Raw genomic sequence first — 13,901 nt, forward strand, 5'->3', positions numbered from 1 at the left:
CAGCTAGCTAAAAAATTTGATAGATGGCACACCGCCCCGCACACCCTCCTAGAAACCCTCAAAAGCACCCCCTTTATTTTGAACATCTCCAATTACTACCCTGAAAAAGGGCAAGAGATGGTGCTTAGAGCTTATTATGCCAGCCAAGCATGCATCCCTTTAGTTTTTGTAGGATCCCTTAATAGTGGGCATACCCTAGATCGCCTTAAAGCCTTAAAACGCCACCAACTCGATACTAAATATGGTTTTAAAGAAGTCCTGTTTTTCTACGATATAGAACGCACCGATGTCTTAGAGCTTTGCAAAGCCGCTACGCTATTTTTGCATGGTAGCTATGGGGATTATGAATGCTTCCCTATGGTGCTTTTAGAGAGCATGCAATATGGCACGCCCTTTATCTGCACACCTGTTGGCAATGCTAGAGAGCTCCATGCCGATTTGGTGGCGGGAGACATCGACCAAATGGCAACCAAAATCAATGCCATCTTGGGCGATCCCGCTTACTACCATCATATCTCGACACAGCTCCACAAAAGCATCCACAATTTCACTTACGAAAAAATCATCCTCAAACTTTTGGAGAACACCCAGTGATCATAGCCCTCGGGGCTCTTAATAACACTGCGTTATTTTTATTTTTAAGCCTATTTTGAAAGTTTGATCACCAGTCCGTCCGCACCATAGGAGTTTTGGGCATTGGGGACTAGATCGTCTAGGTCTTTGAAAATCAGGGGTCTTTGGGGGGTGAGCTCTAGGAGGGTGTTAAAATTTTGGGGGAAGTAGAGGGCTGGGGCTTTGGCTAGAATGCTTGTCTTGAGTTCTTTGGGGGTGGCCACTTGCACAATACCAAGCAACCCCAAGCGCACGTTATACTCTAATATCTCCTTGAGGTTTTTTGCCAATAAAGAGGCGTTGAGCAAGAGCGCATCAGCCCCATGCACCAAAGATTCTAAGATTTGATACGGGTCTATAAAATAATCTTTGTGAATCAAGGGCTTAGGGCTCAAGCGGCGTATATAGCCCAGTAAGTCCAGTGCTTCTAGGGCGGGCATGCCTTGCGTGTAGAGGGGGGTAAAATCCAGCAAAAGGGCACGCGCCTTGTCTGCTTGACTAAGTTTTTCTAATAAAAATTCCAAATCCCAGCCAGCATCAAGATATAAAATGGAGTGGGCGATCTCTTGGGAGGGGGGGCGTTTTAAATCCTCTAAGGCGAGTCTGGGGACATAGGGGTTATAGGCTAGACTCCTACCCAAAAGTTCAAAGGGGGTTAGGGATTTTTTGAGCTCTAGGTAGGCTTGGAGGGTTTTTATTGGCACGCAGCAATGGATTTGGAATGGGCTTTGAGTTCGGGTTGGGAGTTGATCTCCTCTTCAGAAATGCTAAAAAAGAGTTTCTTGGCTTCAGAGCAACTGCCTAGCTTGTAATACCCCCAAGCTAGCGAGTCGATGTAGAAAATTGAATCGGGCTCGATTTTTAAAGCCACCTTGACATAATCAATACCTTTTTTAATGTCTAAATCGTATTCGATGAGGGAATAGCCCAAAAAGTTATAAAAAAAGGCATCTTGCCCATCTAAATCGCCCTTGCTCTTGATCAAGGCTTGCTTGCGTTGCATGATGGCTTGTTCTAATTTCTTAGCGATTTGGATCACATCGGATTTTTGCAGGGTGTTATGGGCACTCAAATCCTCATAGGTGTAGATAGCCTCTAGGGCTAAAAACTTCGGGTCTTTTTGCTCATTGTAGATCAAACCCGCCTGTTTGGCAGCTAGAGCAAATTTTTTCTGGGCAGTGTAGAGGTCTAGGAGCAAACGGCGATCAAAGGGGTAGCTTTGGGCAATTTGCTGGGCTTTGTCAAATTCTTTGAGCAAAACCAAGACACCAATATAGAGCTGGGCGTTACGCACGACTGGCTCTTTCTCATAGAGTTCGCCAAATACCCTTTTAGCGACTTGTAATTCGTTGAGCTGGATGAGCGTATTAAAACTCCTTTGGCACAAATCGGGCGAACAGCCGTATTTTTCCAAATGCGAGACGAGCAAGTCGACCGCCTCTTGTTGGCTGTTTTGCACAAAGAAAATTGTTACGAGCTTTTCAAGGCTATCTTCGTCATGGGCTTGGTTGTAAATCTTGTCAAAAATCTCAAAAGCTTTGCTGTAATTTTTCTGCCCCAAATAAAGCGAGCCTAGGACACTATCTAACATCAAAGATTTATCCTCTTTGCGGATTTTTTCTAGCAAGCTAATGGCTTTGTCAATCTGCCCGGTTTTGATATAACCATCCACTAGGATTTTATTGATATAAATATCCTTGTCGTTTTTGGTAACCTTTTTGTAAAGCAGGGCAAGCTCTACAGCTGTGTTGATGTCGCCCAAGCTAGCCGCTGAGATGGCCGCCTCTTTGGCGTAAATAATGTTATTGGTTTCATGGTAAAGGCGCAAATACCCCTTTTTGGCTGTGGCAAAATCCCCGCGTTGGAAGGCATCTGAAGTGATGAGGATTTGTTGATCCTCTGTTAAGCCTTGTGCCATTAAAGCCGTGCTGCAAAACACCGCCCCCAATGCCAAGCGCCATTTTTGATAAAATCTCTGCTGTTTCATCCAACCTCTTTAGTTTTTTTTAAAAATCCCTAGACTATATCATAAAATCCATCTTTTTGGACTAATCCATGCGCACGCCCGGGCACAGGGTGAGAAGCTTTTCATGGTTAGTTTTAAAACATTCCCAAAAGGGGAAAGTTTGGCACTGCTTGGGGCGCACGGGGTAGATGGTGCAACGCTTGGTTGGCTCATCTAAAAACACGCACGCATGCCCAGAGGAGAGTAATGCCCTTTTTTCTAATAAGCTATAGGCATTGCCCACTTGTCTCACATAACGCAGGGTAAAAGTTTCAAAGGGCATGTTTAAAAAATCGCCAATCGCCTTGAGTTCGGCAATGCTGGCAAAAACATACCCTTCTGCCCCCAAACAACAGCGCGCCCCACAAGAATCGCATGCTCTAGAATCAAAGCTAAAATTAAATCCTTGCCCCATGTTCTGCCTTAAGGACGATCCACTTGGTATTCAATGTGGATCATGAAGTCCATTTTAAAATAGCTACCTTGTTTAGTAATACTAACGGGTAGCTCAATCTTGGTATAGCTGAGATTAACCAAATGATCTAAAAAAGCGTAAAAATCTTTTAAAGATTGGGCATGCACGCCCACGCCCAAACTATCATAGATGACATGCTTGATGGGATCCACTCTTCTGGCTTGTTCTTGAATTGTGATGTGGCTGAAATACTGGTTTAAAAGCTTGTTGAGCGCACTAGATACCACTTGGTAGCTTGGGTCTTGCAAGATAGCGATGTTTTTTTGCTTGAGATCGCGGTAGGCTTGCAAAGTGCTAAGAAAGCTTTTTTGCTTGTAATTAGCGATGGTCTGCTTTTGCTTGGACTCGGTATGTTGTGTGCGGTAATTCTCCATTCTGGGCCAAAGCCAAATGCGGATAGCAATCAGAGCTACTAAGGTGAAGACTAGGGTTAGGATAAAATTTTTGAGGAGTCGTTGGAATAAAATATCCTTGCGGTATTTGCTCTCATAGACCAGACTATCGCTTTGATCCATCAATCTCCTTTCTGATCGATAAAGGGCAACACAGATGAATTGGTCGAAACAAAGCGCAACCCGCCATTTTTAAGGGGTGTAAATTCGGTGTGGCTATTTTCAAAGATCGCATCTAAGCGTTGCTGGAGCGTGGCTTTAAAGGTGTCCTTAGAGGGGACAATGCCCTTAATGGTGAGGCTAGCATAGTCAATGGTGATGGATTGGATGGTGATCACATCGGGAATAATGCTTAAAATACCCTTGACAGACTCTTTAATGTTGGTCGTGTAGGCAGATTTATCCTTGATGCTTTGGACAGCCTGTGCTACTTGTAGAATCTCTTGTTTGAGGCGTTTATCGCGGTGGTTGTAAATATTGCCCTCGATTTGATAAACATCGGTCGCACGATTAGTGGCTTTGGTGTAGTGGCGTAAAAAATAGGCTAGTCCCCAAATCAGACACAAGGACAAACACATGTAAAAAACCCACACTTTGGTGAGTAAATCCACCATGTGCTTGGGCGTGGGTTTGCTATAACTGAACTTCATGGTAATATTCTTTTTTGGCTAGAATACTCATTTGTTCCACAAGAGAGATGGGCATTTGCACAATGTCTAGCATGAGCTCATCTTGGAGAATTTCCAACATCTTGGGCGAGATTTGGTAGGTATTGAGAATCCAAACCTTTTCAATGAAATCCTTGACCAAGTGGTGATCATAGACGACTTTCATCGATTCTTGCAAGAATTTGACAATATCTGCAACATGCACCATGCTATCCACCAAACTTTTAGGGTCTTGCATATCTGGAGTTGCGGACTCCTTTTGGGGGTCATCTTGAAAATTAGGGTCGATGTGCATCAAATTAGCCTCAATGGAACTCAAAAAAGACTTGAGCAACGCCTCTTCTTTTTCATATTCCTCCTCTTTTTCCTTGCCCTGCACCTCCAAATGTTCTTTAATAATCTCTAGGGCATACCACTTGCTATAACAAATCTCCTTGTGGTTGCTCACCATCACACAAAGCCTAGAGTGTTCCAAGAGCCCATAAATGGCTACATTGTTCTCTAAAGTGGGCTTAATGCACGCATAGAGTATTAAAAAGGGCGAAAAGATGTAGTCAATGTAGGGCATCACGCTATTAAAACGATCTAAATCTTGCTTGAGTGAGTGTTTCAAAATGAAAAAACAATATTGATCCACCTCTAATAAGACCACATCTTTTTTGCGCACGCCTGCTAAATGTTTCTCTAGCTCCTCTTTTTTGCACATGCCCTGATCGGTGCTCTTGGACATGCCACACAGATAACAAAAGGGATAGAGCTGGAGGTATTCGCGGGCATTCTTCAAGACTTTGATGGGAATCAAGCCATCTTTAATAGGATAAGCCTTATTGGTAACATCTAAAACTTTCTTGCGTTTGAGTCGCTCGATATGGACTTGCAGGGTCTCATGATCCAAATTGAGGCAGATAAACACATTGGAGAAGAAAAAAAAGCGGATTCTATCATAAAAGATACCCCTAAAAAAACTCCACAAACCCATTAAGAGAGCTCCATGCGTTGTGCGATCAACGCCTTAGCCTCGCTTAACTCCATCTCTTTGGGGATAAAAAAAGGCTCTAGCATATAATAATTGACTTGTGAAAAGGGTTTGGGGAGTTGGAAGCGATCCCAAGTCTTGAAGGTGAAGGCATTTTGGAAGATCACACGGCACACCACAACACCCACCCCGCTTTTTTGGGCTAACGCCACCACGCCATCAGCGATACTATGATAAGGGCCCTTAGGACCATCAGGAGTCAAGCCCACATCTGCCCCCGCCTTTAGATGCCTAATCCCCTCAATCAGCACCCGCACCCCGCCCTTTTTGCTCGACCCCCGAATCGCATTAAAGCCAAAACATTCATACAGCCTAGCCGCCAGCGTGCCATCAAAATGTTGGCTGGCCACCACATACAAATTAGGCTTTTTTTTAAGACGCAAGTAGGCAAAGGGCAACATGGCAATCTCGCCATGCCAAAAACTCGCAATAAAAGAGGTATTTTGCAAACTGCTAGCCAAATGGAAACGGTTACGGCAAGTCTTAAATAAAAGCTTTAAAATCCAATAGAGCAACACCGGCACAGCCCACAACACAAGCCCACTTCTAAAGCGCTTTAACAAACCTTCAAGCCCCTAGACACAAAGCCCCTCTCAAGCTCCCTTTGTGTTGATCGACCACCTTGACAGCAACCAAATCGCCCAACTGCACGCCCAAAGCCTCAAAACGCAACAAACGCCCATTATCGCTACGCCCCTCAGCCACGCCCCCAGCGCTATTTTCCACCAAGACCTGATGGATTTTACCCATCTCTTGGGTGGCTTTTTGCTCCAAAATCTCCTTGTGTCTGGCTTGCAGGGTTTCTAAATTGCGTTGGGCGATCTCTTTGGGGACTTGGTTTTCCCAGCTACCAGCAGGGGTTAGCGGGCGGGGGGAATAGACAAAACTATAAAGAGTGTCAAAGCGCACCCGTTCTAAAATGTCCAGCGTGTCCTCAAAATCAGCTTGGCTCTCCCCGGGGAAGCCCACGATAATATCCGTGCTGATCCCCACATTAGGGACTAAAGCCCGCAATCTTGCGATGCGATCCAAATACCATTCACGGCTATAACCTCTTTTCATCGCCTTTAAAATGGCATTGGAGCCACTTTGCAAAGGGATATGGATACTCTTACACACTTTGGGGTTGCGTGCGAAGCATTCCAAAAAGGCATTATCCATGTGCAAAGGGTGTGGGGAAGTAAAGCGGATGCGCTCCAAGCCCTCAATTTGGCTCAAAGCATCCAGCAAATGGCTAAAATTGACCTTGGGGTGATCGTGGCTAAAACGCACGCCATAATTATTCACATTCTGCCCTAAGAGCATGATCTCTTTGGTGCCCAGTTGCACGCGCCTTTTGGCTTCTTTGAGGATCAAATCCATAGGGATTGAAATCTCTTTGCCCCGGGTGTGGGGCACAATGCAATAGGTGCAATGTTTATCACAGCCCACAGAGATATTGATGAGTGCCTTGAGTTGGCTTTTTGGGGGGGTGGCAAAAACATAGGTGCTATCATCGTGATCCAAGCCCACTTCGATGGCTTTGGGCTGGTGGATGATCTGGGTGATCTTAGAGGTTTGGCGTGCACCCAGCACGAAATCCACGCTCGGGGCTTTTTTTAAAATGCTTGCTCCCATGTGGCTCGCACTGCACCCACACACGCCAATCTTAGCCCCGGGCTTTTTAATCTTGGCAAAATGCCCGATTTCGGAAAATAACTTGCGCTCGGGCTTTTCCCGCACACTACAAGTGTTGATTAAAATTAAATCCGCCTCTTGGGGCTGATCCACGCCCACATAGCCCACCTTGTGCAACTCGCTCGCCAAATGCTCGCTATCGCGCGTGTTCATCGCACAACCCATCGTTTCGATGTAAAGCTTTTTAGTGGCAACCTCTGGCATGCGCGCTCTAGATAATGTGGAGCTGATAGATAAAATCCTTGTCATCGGTGCTGATTTGCACCTCAGACAAATAAGCCTTGCACCCCTTTTTGGCAAAAAAATCCACCGCCCCTAACATGTCCTTATGGGTGTTGCTCGGGGCGAAGTAGAAGATATGCTCTTTGTGCTTGAGGTATTTTTGGTGCAAATCCTCTAAGCTGATGGTGTGGCTCTTGCTCTGCTTGCGATCCGATCTAGCCAAGCGCAACTCCATTTGACCCCTTTATAATGGATTAAGCTTGCGAGTATAACGCACTTTGGCTTAAAACACCAAACCCCTAAATATCAAACCCAAAGCCCGAATGGGGATCATCAGTGTGGCGTTGCCTAGATTTATGGGGGTGGCGCGCACTCCCCCCATCTGAGATGGGGGCACAATGGTCCTTTTTATGGGTGTTGAGCGGGTTATGGTAGGAATTGCACAAGTAGGACTGCCTGTAGTAGCTGATCGCCTCTTTTTTGTGCAAGTGGGTAAGGGGCGTGCTACTCTTAGAGCGACTCATATTGACCTCAACGGGTTCTTTGGAGAGCGAATCGATGAGCAAAGAACTAGAAACCTTGCCCGTCCTCTTGTTTTTTGGAGGGAGCACCACGACATCCACGCCTAAGGAATGCGCCAACTCTTGGAAAGCTAAAACCTGTTCTTGTTTAAGATTTTGGACTAATAAATCCATGAAAACTCCTTTATGGACTGGATTTCCCATTCCTTGACTAAGATATTACACTTTTAAAAATAATAAAATGGCAATGAAAAAAAATTATGGCAACTAGATACGCCCAAATACAGCCCCAACACCGCCCACATTGCCCCAAAAAAGAAATCAAAATTGGGTTTGCCCTTGATAAAGAATTTGCGGGCTCTTTGGTGTCTTTGTGCACGACTCTCCTTTTGAGCTAGGCTTTTTTGCACAAAATCTAGCACCTCTAAGGGCGTGCTGGCATGCGCCATCAAGCCATGTTGGAGCAAATAGCAATCATGATAAAGCCAAAGCGAACGGGTGGAGATGGTGGGCAAGCCAAAATAACAACTCTCTAAATTCATCGTCCCCCCGCCCCCCACCATCACATCGCTATAATAATATAAACTCAGTGCGCTGAATTTTTGCTCCAAGACATAAACATTTTCTAAGCCTTGAAAGGCTTGTTGGAGTGGGGCAGGATTGTAGCGCGTAATCAGGGCAATATTCACATCTAGGGTGCTCAGTGCCCGCACGCTTTCATCGATGAGATTGGAGCGCACACGCACATAATGGGCTTGTTCCTCCTCACGCACCAAAATAGTCGGGCGGGTGGTTTTCAGCCCGCAAATTTGCCTAAAATCGGGGGGCGATTCTTTTGTGTTGATCCAAAGCACGGGATCGATAAAGGGGTAAGTTAGGACATTGTGTGCGCCAGCTTGCTGGTAGGCGCTCTTGGGCACAACAAAGGGGGCAAAGATCACATCAGCTAAAGGGGCACTGAGTTTGGCTAATTTGGTGGGCTGTAGTGATGCTAGGTTAGGCTCTTTAGGATCCAGCCCCAAGCTGGGCGTATCTAAAAAGTAAGCGATGGGGATTTGCAAGGCAAAAGCGCTTTGCACCGCCTCCACACTCGCGCCCACCACCAAGAGATCGGGGCGTTGATCTTTAAAAAGAGTTAAAAACCATTGGCTGCGTTTTAAACGCTCATGGTATTTTTCCTCCAAACTCTCCCCCCGCCCACCAAAACACACATAGGGCAAGCCATAGAGGTCTAAAAGCGTGCGTGTCTCTTGGTAATTAGGGCTACTCCGTGTGGTGATTAAAATTTCACCGGGCAAAAGGGGGATGAGTTCTTTAAAAAATAAAACATACTTGGGATCGATGATGTCTAGCCAAATCATTAATTGGCAAGTCTGCCCAACATCTTAAAGACAAATTGTGCGCTGGTCTGTGCGCTTTGGTGCAAGAATTGATCAAAATCGCCCGGGGCTTCCCCGTTGGCCCTGTCGCTCACACTCCTTAAAACACAAAAGGGGACATGGAAGGCATGGCAAACAAAAGCCACCGCTGCGCCCTCCATTTCCACCACCGCCGCGCCAAAGTTTTGCGCCCATTCTTGTTTGCGCCCCGGATCGCTCACAAATTGATCGCAAGTGGCAATCACGCCCTCTTGAAGCGGGATACCCAAATCCTTAGCGGTCTGCCTAGCCAAATCATTTAATGTGGGATCACTTGGGATAAATACCGCACTCTCGGGGATAAAACCCAAAGGATGCCCAAATGCGCTCAAATCCACATCGGCTTGGCAAAGTTTCGTGGCCAAGAGCAAGTCATTAATATTCAAATGCGGGGCTAATCCGCCAGCCACGCCGCTAAAAATCAGAGCCTCAATGCTATAACGCAAAATCATCGTGCTGGCTGTCAAGCTGGCATGCACCTTGCCAATCTTGCTATAAGCCAAGATAATTTGGGAATTTTGGTAGGGGATGGTATAAAAAGTATTCCCCCCGACTTGTTCTGTTGTGTGGGTGGGGAACATCTCCAAAAAAGGGGCGATCTCCTCGCGCATCGCCCCCATCACGCCGATTGTTTTAAACATGTTTATCCTTGATGATTTATTCTTTGTTTATTCTAGCATATTAAGCTTTCTCTTAGTGGCAAATGATTAAAATTGCCTTTTGTGTGTCAAAAAGGACAGGTGGGTGAGTTGGCTGAAACCACATCCCTGCTAAGGATGCGTAGCCGCAAGGTTACCGAGGGTTCGAATCCCTCCCTGTCCGCCACTTCCCCTTAAGATCATTCCCCTAAAGTCTAGATTTAACACCATTGGAGTTTTTGCCTATGCTGGGTTTGGTGGGGGTTGAAATGCGGGATTATTGGTAAAAAAGATGGTGGCTTGAGGCGGAATCGAACCACCGACACGAAGATTTTCAGTCTTCTGCTCTACCGACTGAGCTATCAAGCCTTTGAAAAAATAAGCCCCGACTATACTACAAAGTTTCTAAAATTTACTTAAAATCATATATAATGTCTTAAAACAAAGGGGCGATGGTGCATTTAATCTCTTGGAATGTCAATGGTTTGCGGGCATGCATGCAAAAGGGTTTTAAAGAGTTTTTGGAACAGAGCGGGGCGGATATTTTTTGCGTGCAAGAAACCAAGATGCACCCTAATCAAGCTAATTTTATCTTCCAAGATTACGCTTCTTTTTGGAATAGCGCACAGAAAAAGGGCTATAGTGGGGTTTTGACCCTGAGCAAGAATGCGCCGATCAACACCACTTATGGGATTGGTGTTGCCCAACATGATTTAGAAGGGCGGGTGGTAACTTGCGAGTATGCGGATTTTTACTTGGTGAATGTCTATGTGCCTAATTCCCAAAGAGGCTTGTTACGCCTTGATTACCGCTTAAAATGGGAGGAGGCTTTTAGGCGGTTTTTGGCAGATTTGATGGGGCATAAGGCGGTAGTGGTGTGTGGGGATTTGAATGTCGCCCATAAGGAGATTGATTTGAAAAACCCAGAGAGCAACCACCATAACGCCGGCTTTAGCCCTGAGGAACGCCATGCTTTCAGCCAACTTTTAGACTTGGGCTTGATTGACACCTACCGCCATTTTTACCCCAACCAACAAGGGATTTACACTTGGTGGAGCTACATGAATGAGGCTAGGGCTAGGAATATCGGCTGGCGTATCGACTATTTCTTAGTTTCCCACACACTCCAAGAACAGCTCAAAGATGCCTTGATTCACCCACACATCTTGGGGAGCGATCATTGTCCAGTAGGGCTTGAAATATTTTAGAGCGGGCATGGAAACAAGAAAACCCTTTAGAGAGATTTTTAACTCCAAACAAAAAATACCCCCAGTCCCCTTGCCCTATTTTGATCGCGCCAAGTCTTCCCTTTGTTTGGATTGTGTGGGGGCGTGTGTGTCTGCTTGTCCGGAAAAAATCGTGATCAAGCCTGAGCAACACATGCCTTATTTGGACACCCAGCAAAGAGGTTGCACCTTTTGCCGGGCTTGCCAACAAGCATGCCAGCCGTGTGGGGGCGTGTTGGAGGGAACCAAAGGCGATCAGATCGAGGCATTTGCCTATTTGGATCGCCAAGCGTGTTTGAGTTACCAACGCGTGGTCTGTTTTGCGTGTAAAGATGCGTGCCCCATAGATGCGATCCACCTTAGGGGGATGTTTGAGCCACATGTCCAAGAGTCATGTGTAGGCTGTGGCATGTGTGTGGGCGTGTGCCCAAGCAACGCTATTTTACTCATCCCATTTCATGGAGGTCCAGATGAATATTTCTAGTGTGATTGTTAAAGTGGATTTGAACCGCTTTGAGGGCGTTTTAGAGGCGCTTAAAGCTATCCCACATGTGGAAGTGCCTGTTTTTGATCGCAAAAAGGGGATTGTGATCGCCTTGATCGAAGCCCAAAGCGTGCAGGAGGAATTGAGAGCCAATAGGCAGATTGAAGCCACTCCGGGGGTGATTAGCGCACACATGCATTATAGCTACTCTGAAGAGGGTCCCCAAGCCCAAGAGTTCCAAGAAATTGCCAAACAAATCGAGGGGGAGGATGAGCCTGTGCGTTATAAGGGTGATGTGCGTAATTGGATGGATTAGTTAGCTTTTCTGGTGTTTAACCACTGGGATTTGAGATCAAGGGCTGTTTGCAATGAGGTTTCCAGTTGGGTTAAAAGGCTCGTGATGGGGGTAAAATCAACACTCCCTTGTGGCGTGTTCTTGATCCGTTTTTGCAAGGCGGTGGTGAGCTGGATGGCTTGATCAAAATCAATGGGGGCTTGGATCGCCTTTTTAAAGACCGACTCTATCTTGTCCTTAGTGTCTGTCTTGCCACCGGCAGTGCCGCTGGGGGGGTTGTTTGGGTTAGGGTTATTGGCAGACAAAAGCACTTGGATGGCTTGCAAGTCTTGGTAGATTCCATTGAGTTCCTTAACTTGTGGGTAGGTCGCCCCCCTATCGATCGCCTTTTCTAGCATTGTGTGGCTCACAGCAACCAATTTTGTCGCCAATTCCGCACTCCTAGCCTGCTCATTGGAAAGTGCTTGGATATCAATGGCGCGCAAAGGGAGAAGAGCCCCAAAAACCAACACGATCCAAAACACAGAGCCTGCTAGATGTTTGCAATACTGAAGTCTCATCGCTTTTTATCCTTCTCGTCCTTCTATAATGGTGATCGTTGGTAAAAAATGGTGGAGCTGTGGGGAATCGAACCCCAGTCCAAAAACCACATCCATCCGTGGGCATCTACATGCTTAGAGAAGTTTTGGATTTTCTAGTTTTTCTAGTCCAACTCCTCAAGAACTGAAGAAAAACCCTAGCCCTAAGCTTACTTTAAAAACGGGCACTTTTTAAAGGCAACTGGCTAAAAATGATGGAATGCCTAGCCAACACCAGTCGATTTGCCAAGCTTCCAGCTCCTTACGCTGCTTTAGCGTAGTTAGGAGCGTAATTAGGATTATTTACGCTTATTGTTTGTGTCGTTTAACAAGAGACACTTGGCATGCAACCCACGCAATGCAATCTCTGTCGAAATCCTAGTCAGCCCCATTTAGCTATAAATAACCTAAAGGGGCTCATTCTAGCACAAAATTCTTATAATTTTTTTAAACTAACCAAGTTTTGCCCACATGCACAGGGGCTTTTTTGCATTTCATGGATTTTACCAGTGCAAGCCTCTAGGCTAAAAACCAGCACCAGAGTCCCCAAACAATATCCTATTTTTATTGGCATACTCATCCTTAGCGTGTTTGTCTGATGTCTATACTGGGCTCTGATAGAGTCTGAATCTTAAAGGAGGGTTTTTGACTCCAATGGTGGCTCTCTTGGGTTTCTGTGTTGCTAGACCCCACCAAACTTGTATGCCTCGCACGCTCCACACTCTGCAATAGCGCCCCCTTGCTCAAGGCAACCATAGAAACGATGTCTTTAAACACCCCCTGTGTGCGGAAAAAGGCATGGATAAAATGGGGGACTCTGCAGACCAAAAATAACACCAATAACGAGCTCACCACCAAGATCACAGATGACCCAATGGGGGCATGGGCATTGTCTGCATGCATGGGGATGGTGCTGATTAGGGTTTGCACCACATGGGTATTATAAAAAGCGACCAAAAAGACAATGGGTTGGTAAAGGCTCAAAGCGGTGCATTTTTTAAGGTAGAGCCATAGCATCGATCTGGTGGCAACAAAAAAGCCAAGGGGCAACATTAACGCCCCAAATGCCAGCCAAAGGTAAATCTCAATGGAAACGATCAAAACAAGGGCTAAAATCAAGGTCAAAAGCACGCCTTGAGACAAAATGAGCGCGCCTGTTAAAAACATGGATGGATTGGCATGACTTTGTTGGTGGGTGATCTCAGATAAAATCCAAACCAAAGTGTGGAAAGTTTGGTTGATAAGAAATTCTAGGCTAAGTTGCTGGGTATCTAAGCCCAGTGCTTGGCTAGAGACTTTTAAACTCCCTTGCACCAATTCCATGAGGCTGTCAGAGGCATAAAAGAGAGTTGTTTTTAGCCACGCATAAAAGGCTTGGGGGTGTTGCATGGCATAATTAAAGAGCACAAAAAAGCCCGCAAAGCTCGCTAGGCTAAAGAGAGTGCGCCACCTGAACATATCGGCATGTTGCACCCTCTGATAAGCCCAAATCATCATAGCCAAGACCACCAAAGCGTTTGCTAGAAGTTGGAATTTGAGCACTTGGAGTATTTGTAAGCCAATATGCTGGATCAAAGTGTGGGTGGGGTCCATAAAAAAATGCAAAACGCTTTGGTAAAGCTCTGGCATAGATATTTTTGGCGTTGTTATTCGT

General features: G+C 45.8%; 19 protein-coding genes, 2 tRNA genes and 1 other RNA gene. 5 read left to right on the forward strand and 17 right to left on the reverse strand.

Features of this window, described 5'->3' with window-relative positions:
- Positions 1-594, forward strand: a 594-nt coding sequence (locus C5684_RS03610) for a glycosyltransferase (protein WP_233708646.1), incomplete at its 5' end; no start/stop codon positions are given.
- A gap of 50 nt (positions 595-644) precedes the next feature.
- On the opposite strand, the gene C5684_RS03615 is transcribed toward C5684_RS03610, so the two are convergent.
- The 12 genes from C5684_RS03615 to C5684_RS03670 form a co-directional block, all read right to left on the reverse strand.
- Complete coding sequence (locus C5684_RS03615; RefSeq protein WP_104639446.1) at positions 645-1,316, reverse strand: beta/alpha barrel domain-containing protein; 672 nt, start codon at positions 1,314-1,316, stop codon at positions 645-647.
- Positions 1,307-2,599, reverse strand: coding sequence for a tetratricopeptide repeat protein (locus C5684_RS03620; RefSeq protein ID WP_104639447.1), 1,293 nt, complete (start codon positions 2,597-2,599; stop codon positions 1,307-1,309). Before C5684_RS03620 ends, C5684_RS03615 begins: the two co-directional genes overlap by 10 nt.
- Before the next feature lie 61 nt (positions 2,600-2,660).
- The gene (locus C5684_RS03625) at positions 2,661-3,032 is read right to left on the reverse strand and encodes a YkgJ family cysteine cluster protein (protein WP_104639448.1); all 372 of its coding nucleotides are present in this window, start codon (positions 3,030-3,032) and stop codon (positions 2,661-2,663) included.
- A gap of 8 nt (positions 3,033-3,040) precedes the next feature.
- Positions 3,041-3,607 carry a hypothetical protein gene (locus tag C5684_RS03630; RefSeq protein ID WP_013889842.1) on the reverse strand — a complete coding sequence of 189 codons (567 nt, stop codon included), beginning with the start codon at positions 3,605-3,607 and terminating at the stop codon, positions 3,041-3,043.
- The gene (locus tag C5684_RS03635; protein WP_006018426.1) at positions 3,607-4,134 is read right to left on the reverse strand and encodes a hypothetical protein; all 528 of its coding nucleotides are present in this window, start codon (positions 4,132-4,134) and stop codon (positions 3,607-3,609) included. The genes C5684_RS03630 and C5684_RS03635 overlap by 1 nt, the downstream gene beginning before the upstream one ends.
- Positions 4,118-5,131: a hypothetical protein gene (locus C5684_RS03640; RefSeq protein WP_104639449.1), complete on the reverse strand. Its 1,014-nt coding sequence runs from the start codon at positions 5,129-5,131 to the stop codon at positions 4,118-4,120. The genes C5684_RS03635 and C5684_RS03640 overlap by 17 nt, the downstream gene beginning before the upstream one ends.
- Positions 5,131-5,751 carry a lysophospholipid acyltransferase family protein gene (locus tag C5684_RS03645; protein WP_104628443.1) on the reverse strand — a complete coding sequence of 207 codons (621 nt, stop codon included), beginning with the start codon at positions 5,749-5,751 and terminating at the stop codon, positions 5,131-5,133. Before C5684_RS03645 ends, C5684_RS03640 begins: the two co-directional genes overlap by 1 nt.
- 4 nt (positions 5,752-5,755) lie before the next feature.
- Entirely contained in the window at positions 5,756-7,069 is a 1,314-nt protein-coding gene (gene miaB, locus C5684_RS03650) for a tRNA (N6-isopentenyl adenosine(37)-C2)-methylthiotransferase MiaB (RefSeq protein ID WP_104639450.1), read from the reverse strand.
- A 7-nt stretch (positions 7,070-7,076) separates the two neighbouring features.
- On the reverse strand, positions 7,077-7,322 hold the full coding sequence (locus tag C5684_RS03655; protein ID WP_006018419.1) for an HP0268 family nuclease: 246 nt from the start codon (positions 7,320-7,322) through the stop codon (positions 7,077-7,079).
- Between the two features lie 64 nt (positions 7,323-7,386).
- Positions 7,387-7,782: a hypothetical protein gene (locus tag C5684_RS03660; protein ID WP_013889836.1), complete on the reverse strand. Its 396-nt coding sequence runs from the start codon at positions 7,780-7,782 to the stop codon at positions 7,387-7,389.
- A gap of 53 nt (positions 7,783-7,835) precedes the next feature.
- Positions 7,836-8,969, reverse strand: coding sequence for a DUF354 domain-containing protein (locus tag C5684_RS03665; protein WP_104639451.1), 1,134 nt, complete (start codon positions 8,967-8,969; stop codon positions 7,836-7,838).
- Positions 8,969-9,667, reverse strand: coding sequence for a 5'-methylthioadenosine/adenosylhomocysteine nucleosidase (locus C5684_RS03670; protein ID WP_104639452.1), 699 nt, complete (start codon positions 9,665-9,667; stop codon positions 8,969-8,971). Before C5684_RS03670 ends, C5684_RS03665 begins: the two co-directional genes overlap by 1 nt.
- Before the next feature lie 93 nt (positions 9,668-9,760).
- Here C5684_RS03670 and C5684_RS03675 point away from each other — a divergent pair.
- Positions 9,761-9,851: transfer RNA gene (locus C5684_RS03675), tRNA-Ser, on the forward strand.
- A gap of 106 nt (positions 9,852-9,957) precedes the next feature.
- Here C5684_RS03675 and C5684_RS03680 read toward each other — a convergent pair.
- Positions 9,958-10,033 (reverse strand) — tRNA-Phe (locus C5684_RS03680).
- An 86-nt stretch (positions 10,034-10,119) separates the two neighbouring features.
- Here C5684_RS03680 and C5684_RS03685 point away from each other — a divergent pair.
- The 3 genes from C5684_RS03685 to C5684_RS03695 are packed head-to-tail and all read left to right on the forward strand — an operon-like array spanning position 10,120 to position 11,690.
- On the forward strand, positions 10,120-10,872 hold the full coding sequence (locus tag C5684_RS03685) for an exodeoxyribonuclease III (RefSeq protein WP_104628449.1): 753 nt from the start codon (positions 10,120-10,122) through the stop codon (positions 10,870-10,872).
- 7 nt (positions 10,873-10,879) lie between these two features.
- The gene (locus C5684_RS03690) at positions 10,880-11,374 is read left to right on the forward strand and encodes a 4Fe-4S dicluster domain-containing protein (protein ID WP_104628439.1); all 495 of its coding nucleotides are present in this window, start codon (positions 10,880-10,882) and stop codon (positions 11,372-11,374) included.
- Positions 11,361-11,690 (forward strand): chaperone NapD, encoded by a 330-nt coding sequence (locus C5684_RS03695; RefSeq protein WP_013889831.1) that lies wholly within the window; start codon positions 11,361-11,363, stop codon positions 11,688-11,690. Before C5684_RS03690 ends, C5684_RS03695 begins: the two co-directional genes overlap by 14 nt.
- Here the strand turns inward: C5684_RS03695 and C5684_RS03700 are convergent.
- The 4 genes from C5684_RS03700 to C5684_RS03710 form a co-directional block, all read right to left on the reverse strand.
- Positions 11,687-12,229: a hypothetical protein gene (locus tag C5684_RS03700; RefSeq protein WP_013889830.1), complete on the reverse strand. Its 543-nt coding sequence runs from the start codon at positions 12,227-12,229 to the stop codon at positions 11,687-11,689. The genes C5684_RS03695 and C5684_RS03700 overlap by 4 nt on opposite strands.
- A gap of 49 nt (positions 12,230-12,278) precedes the next feature.
- Positions 12,279-12,637, reverse strand: a transfer-messenger RNA (tmRNA) gene (gene ssrA / locus C5684_RS03705).
- A 46-nt stretch (positions 12,638-12,683) separates the two neighbouring features.
- Positions 12,684-12,821, reverse strand: a complete 138-nt coding sequence (locus tag C5684_RS09125; protein ID WP_158306684.1) for a hypothetical protein — start codon at positions 12,819-12,821, stop codon at positions 12,684-12,686.
- A gap of 8 nt (positions 12,822-12,829) precedes the next feature.
- Positions 12,830-13,901: type IV secretion system protein (locus C5684_RS03710; protein ID WP_233708647.1), on the reverse strand; the 1,072-nt coding region annotated here is incomplete at its 5' end.

This window comes from Helicobacter bizzozeronii (genome assembly GCF_900196775.1).
Classification (GTDB): Bacteria; Campylobacterota; Campylobacteria; order Campylobacterales; family Helicobacteraceae; genus Helicobacter; species Helicobacter bizzozeronii.

Excerpts from the sequence above, each read along its gene's own strand:
- C5684_RS03640 (WP_104639449.1), bottom strand. The coding sequence starts at position 5,131 with ATGGGTTTGTGGAGTTTTTTTAGGGGTATCTTTTATGATAGAATCCGC.
- miaB (WP_104639450.1), bottom strand. The coding sequence starts at position 7,069 with ATGCCAGAGGTTGCCACTAAAAAGCTTTACATCGAAACGATGGGTTGT.
- C5684_RS03695 (WP_013889831.1), top strand. The coding sequence starts at position 11,361 with ATGAATATTTCTAGTGTGATTGTTAAAGTGGATTTGAACCGCTTTGAG.
- C5684_RS03665 (WP_104639451.1), bottom strand. The coding sequence starts at position 8,969 with ATGATTTGGCTAGACATCATCGATCCCAAGTATGTTTTATTTTTTAAA.
- C5684_RS03700 (WP_013889830.1), bottom strand. The coding sequence starts at position 12,229 with ATGAGACTTCAGTATTGCAAACATCTAGCAGGCTCTGTGTTTTGGATC.
- C5684_RS03635 (WP_006018426.1), bottom strand. The coding sequence starts at position 4,134 with ATGAAGTTCAGTTATAGCAAACCCACGCCCAAGCACATGGTGGATTTA.
- C5684_RS03625 (WP_104639448.1), bottom strand. The coding sequence starts at position 3,032 with ATGGGGCAAGGATTTAATTTTAGCTTTGATTCTAGAGCATGCGATTCT.
- C5684_RS03660 (WP_013889836.1), bottom strand. The coding sequence starts at position 7,782 with ATGGATTTATTAGTCCAAAATCTTAAACAAGAACAGGTTTTAGCTTTC.
- C5684_RS03690 (WP_104628439.1), top strand. The coding sequence starts at position 10,880 with ATGGAAACAAGAAAACCCTTTAGAGAGATTTTTAACTCCAAACAAAAA.
- C5684_RS09125 (WP_158306684.1), bottom strand. The coding sequence starts at position 12,821 with ATGCCAATAAAAATAGGATATTGTTTGGGGACTCTGGTGCTGGTTTTT.
- C5684_RS03630 (WP_013889842.1), bottom strand. The coding sequence starts at position 3,607 with ATGGATCAAAGCGATAGTCTGGTCTATGAGAGCAAATACCGCAAGGAT.
- C5684_RS03620 (WP_104639447.1), bottom strand. The coding sequence starts at position 2,599 with ATGAAACAGCAGAGATTTTATCAAAAATGGCGCTTGGCATTGGGGGCG.
- C5684_RS03670 (WP_104639452.1), bottom strand. The coding sequence starts at position 9,667 with ATGTTTAAAACAATCGGCGTGATGGGGGCGATGCGCGAGGAGATCGCC.
- C5684_RS03655 (WP_006018419.1), bottom strand. The coding sequence starts at position 7,322 with ATGGAGTTGCGCTTGGCTAGATCGGATCGCAAGCAGAGCAAGAGCCAC.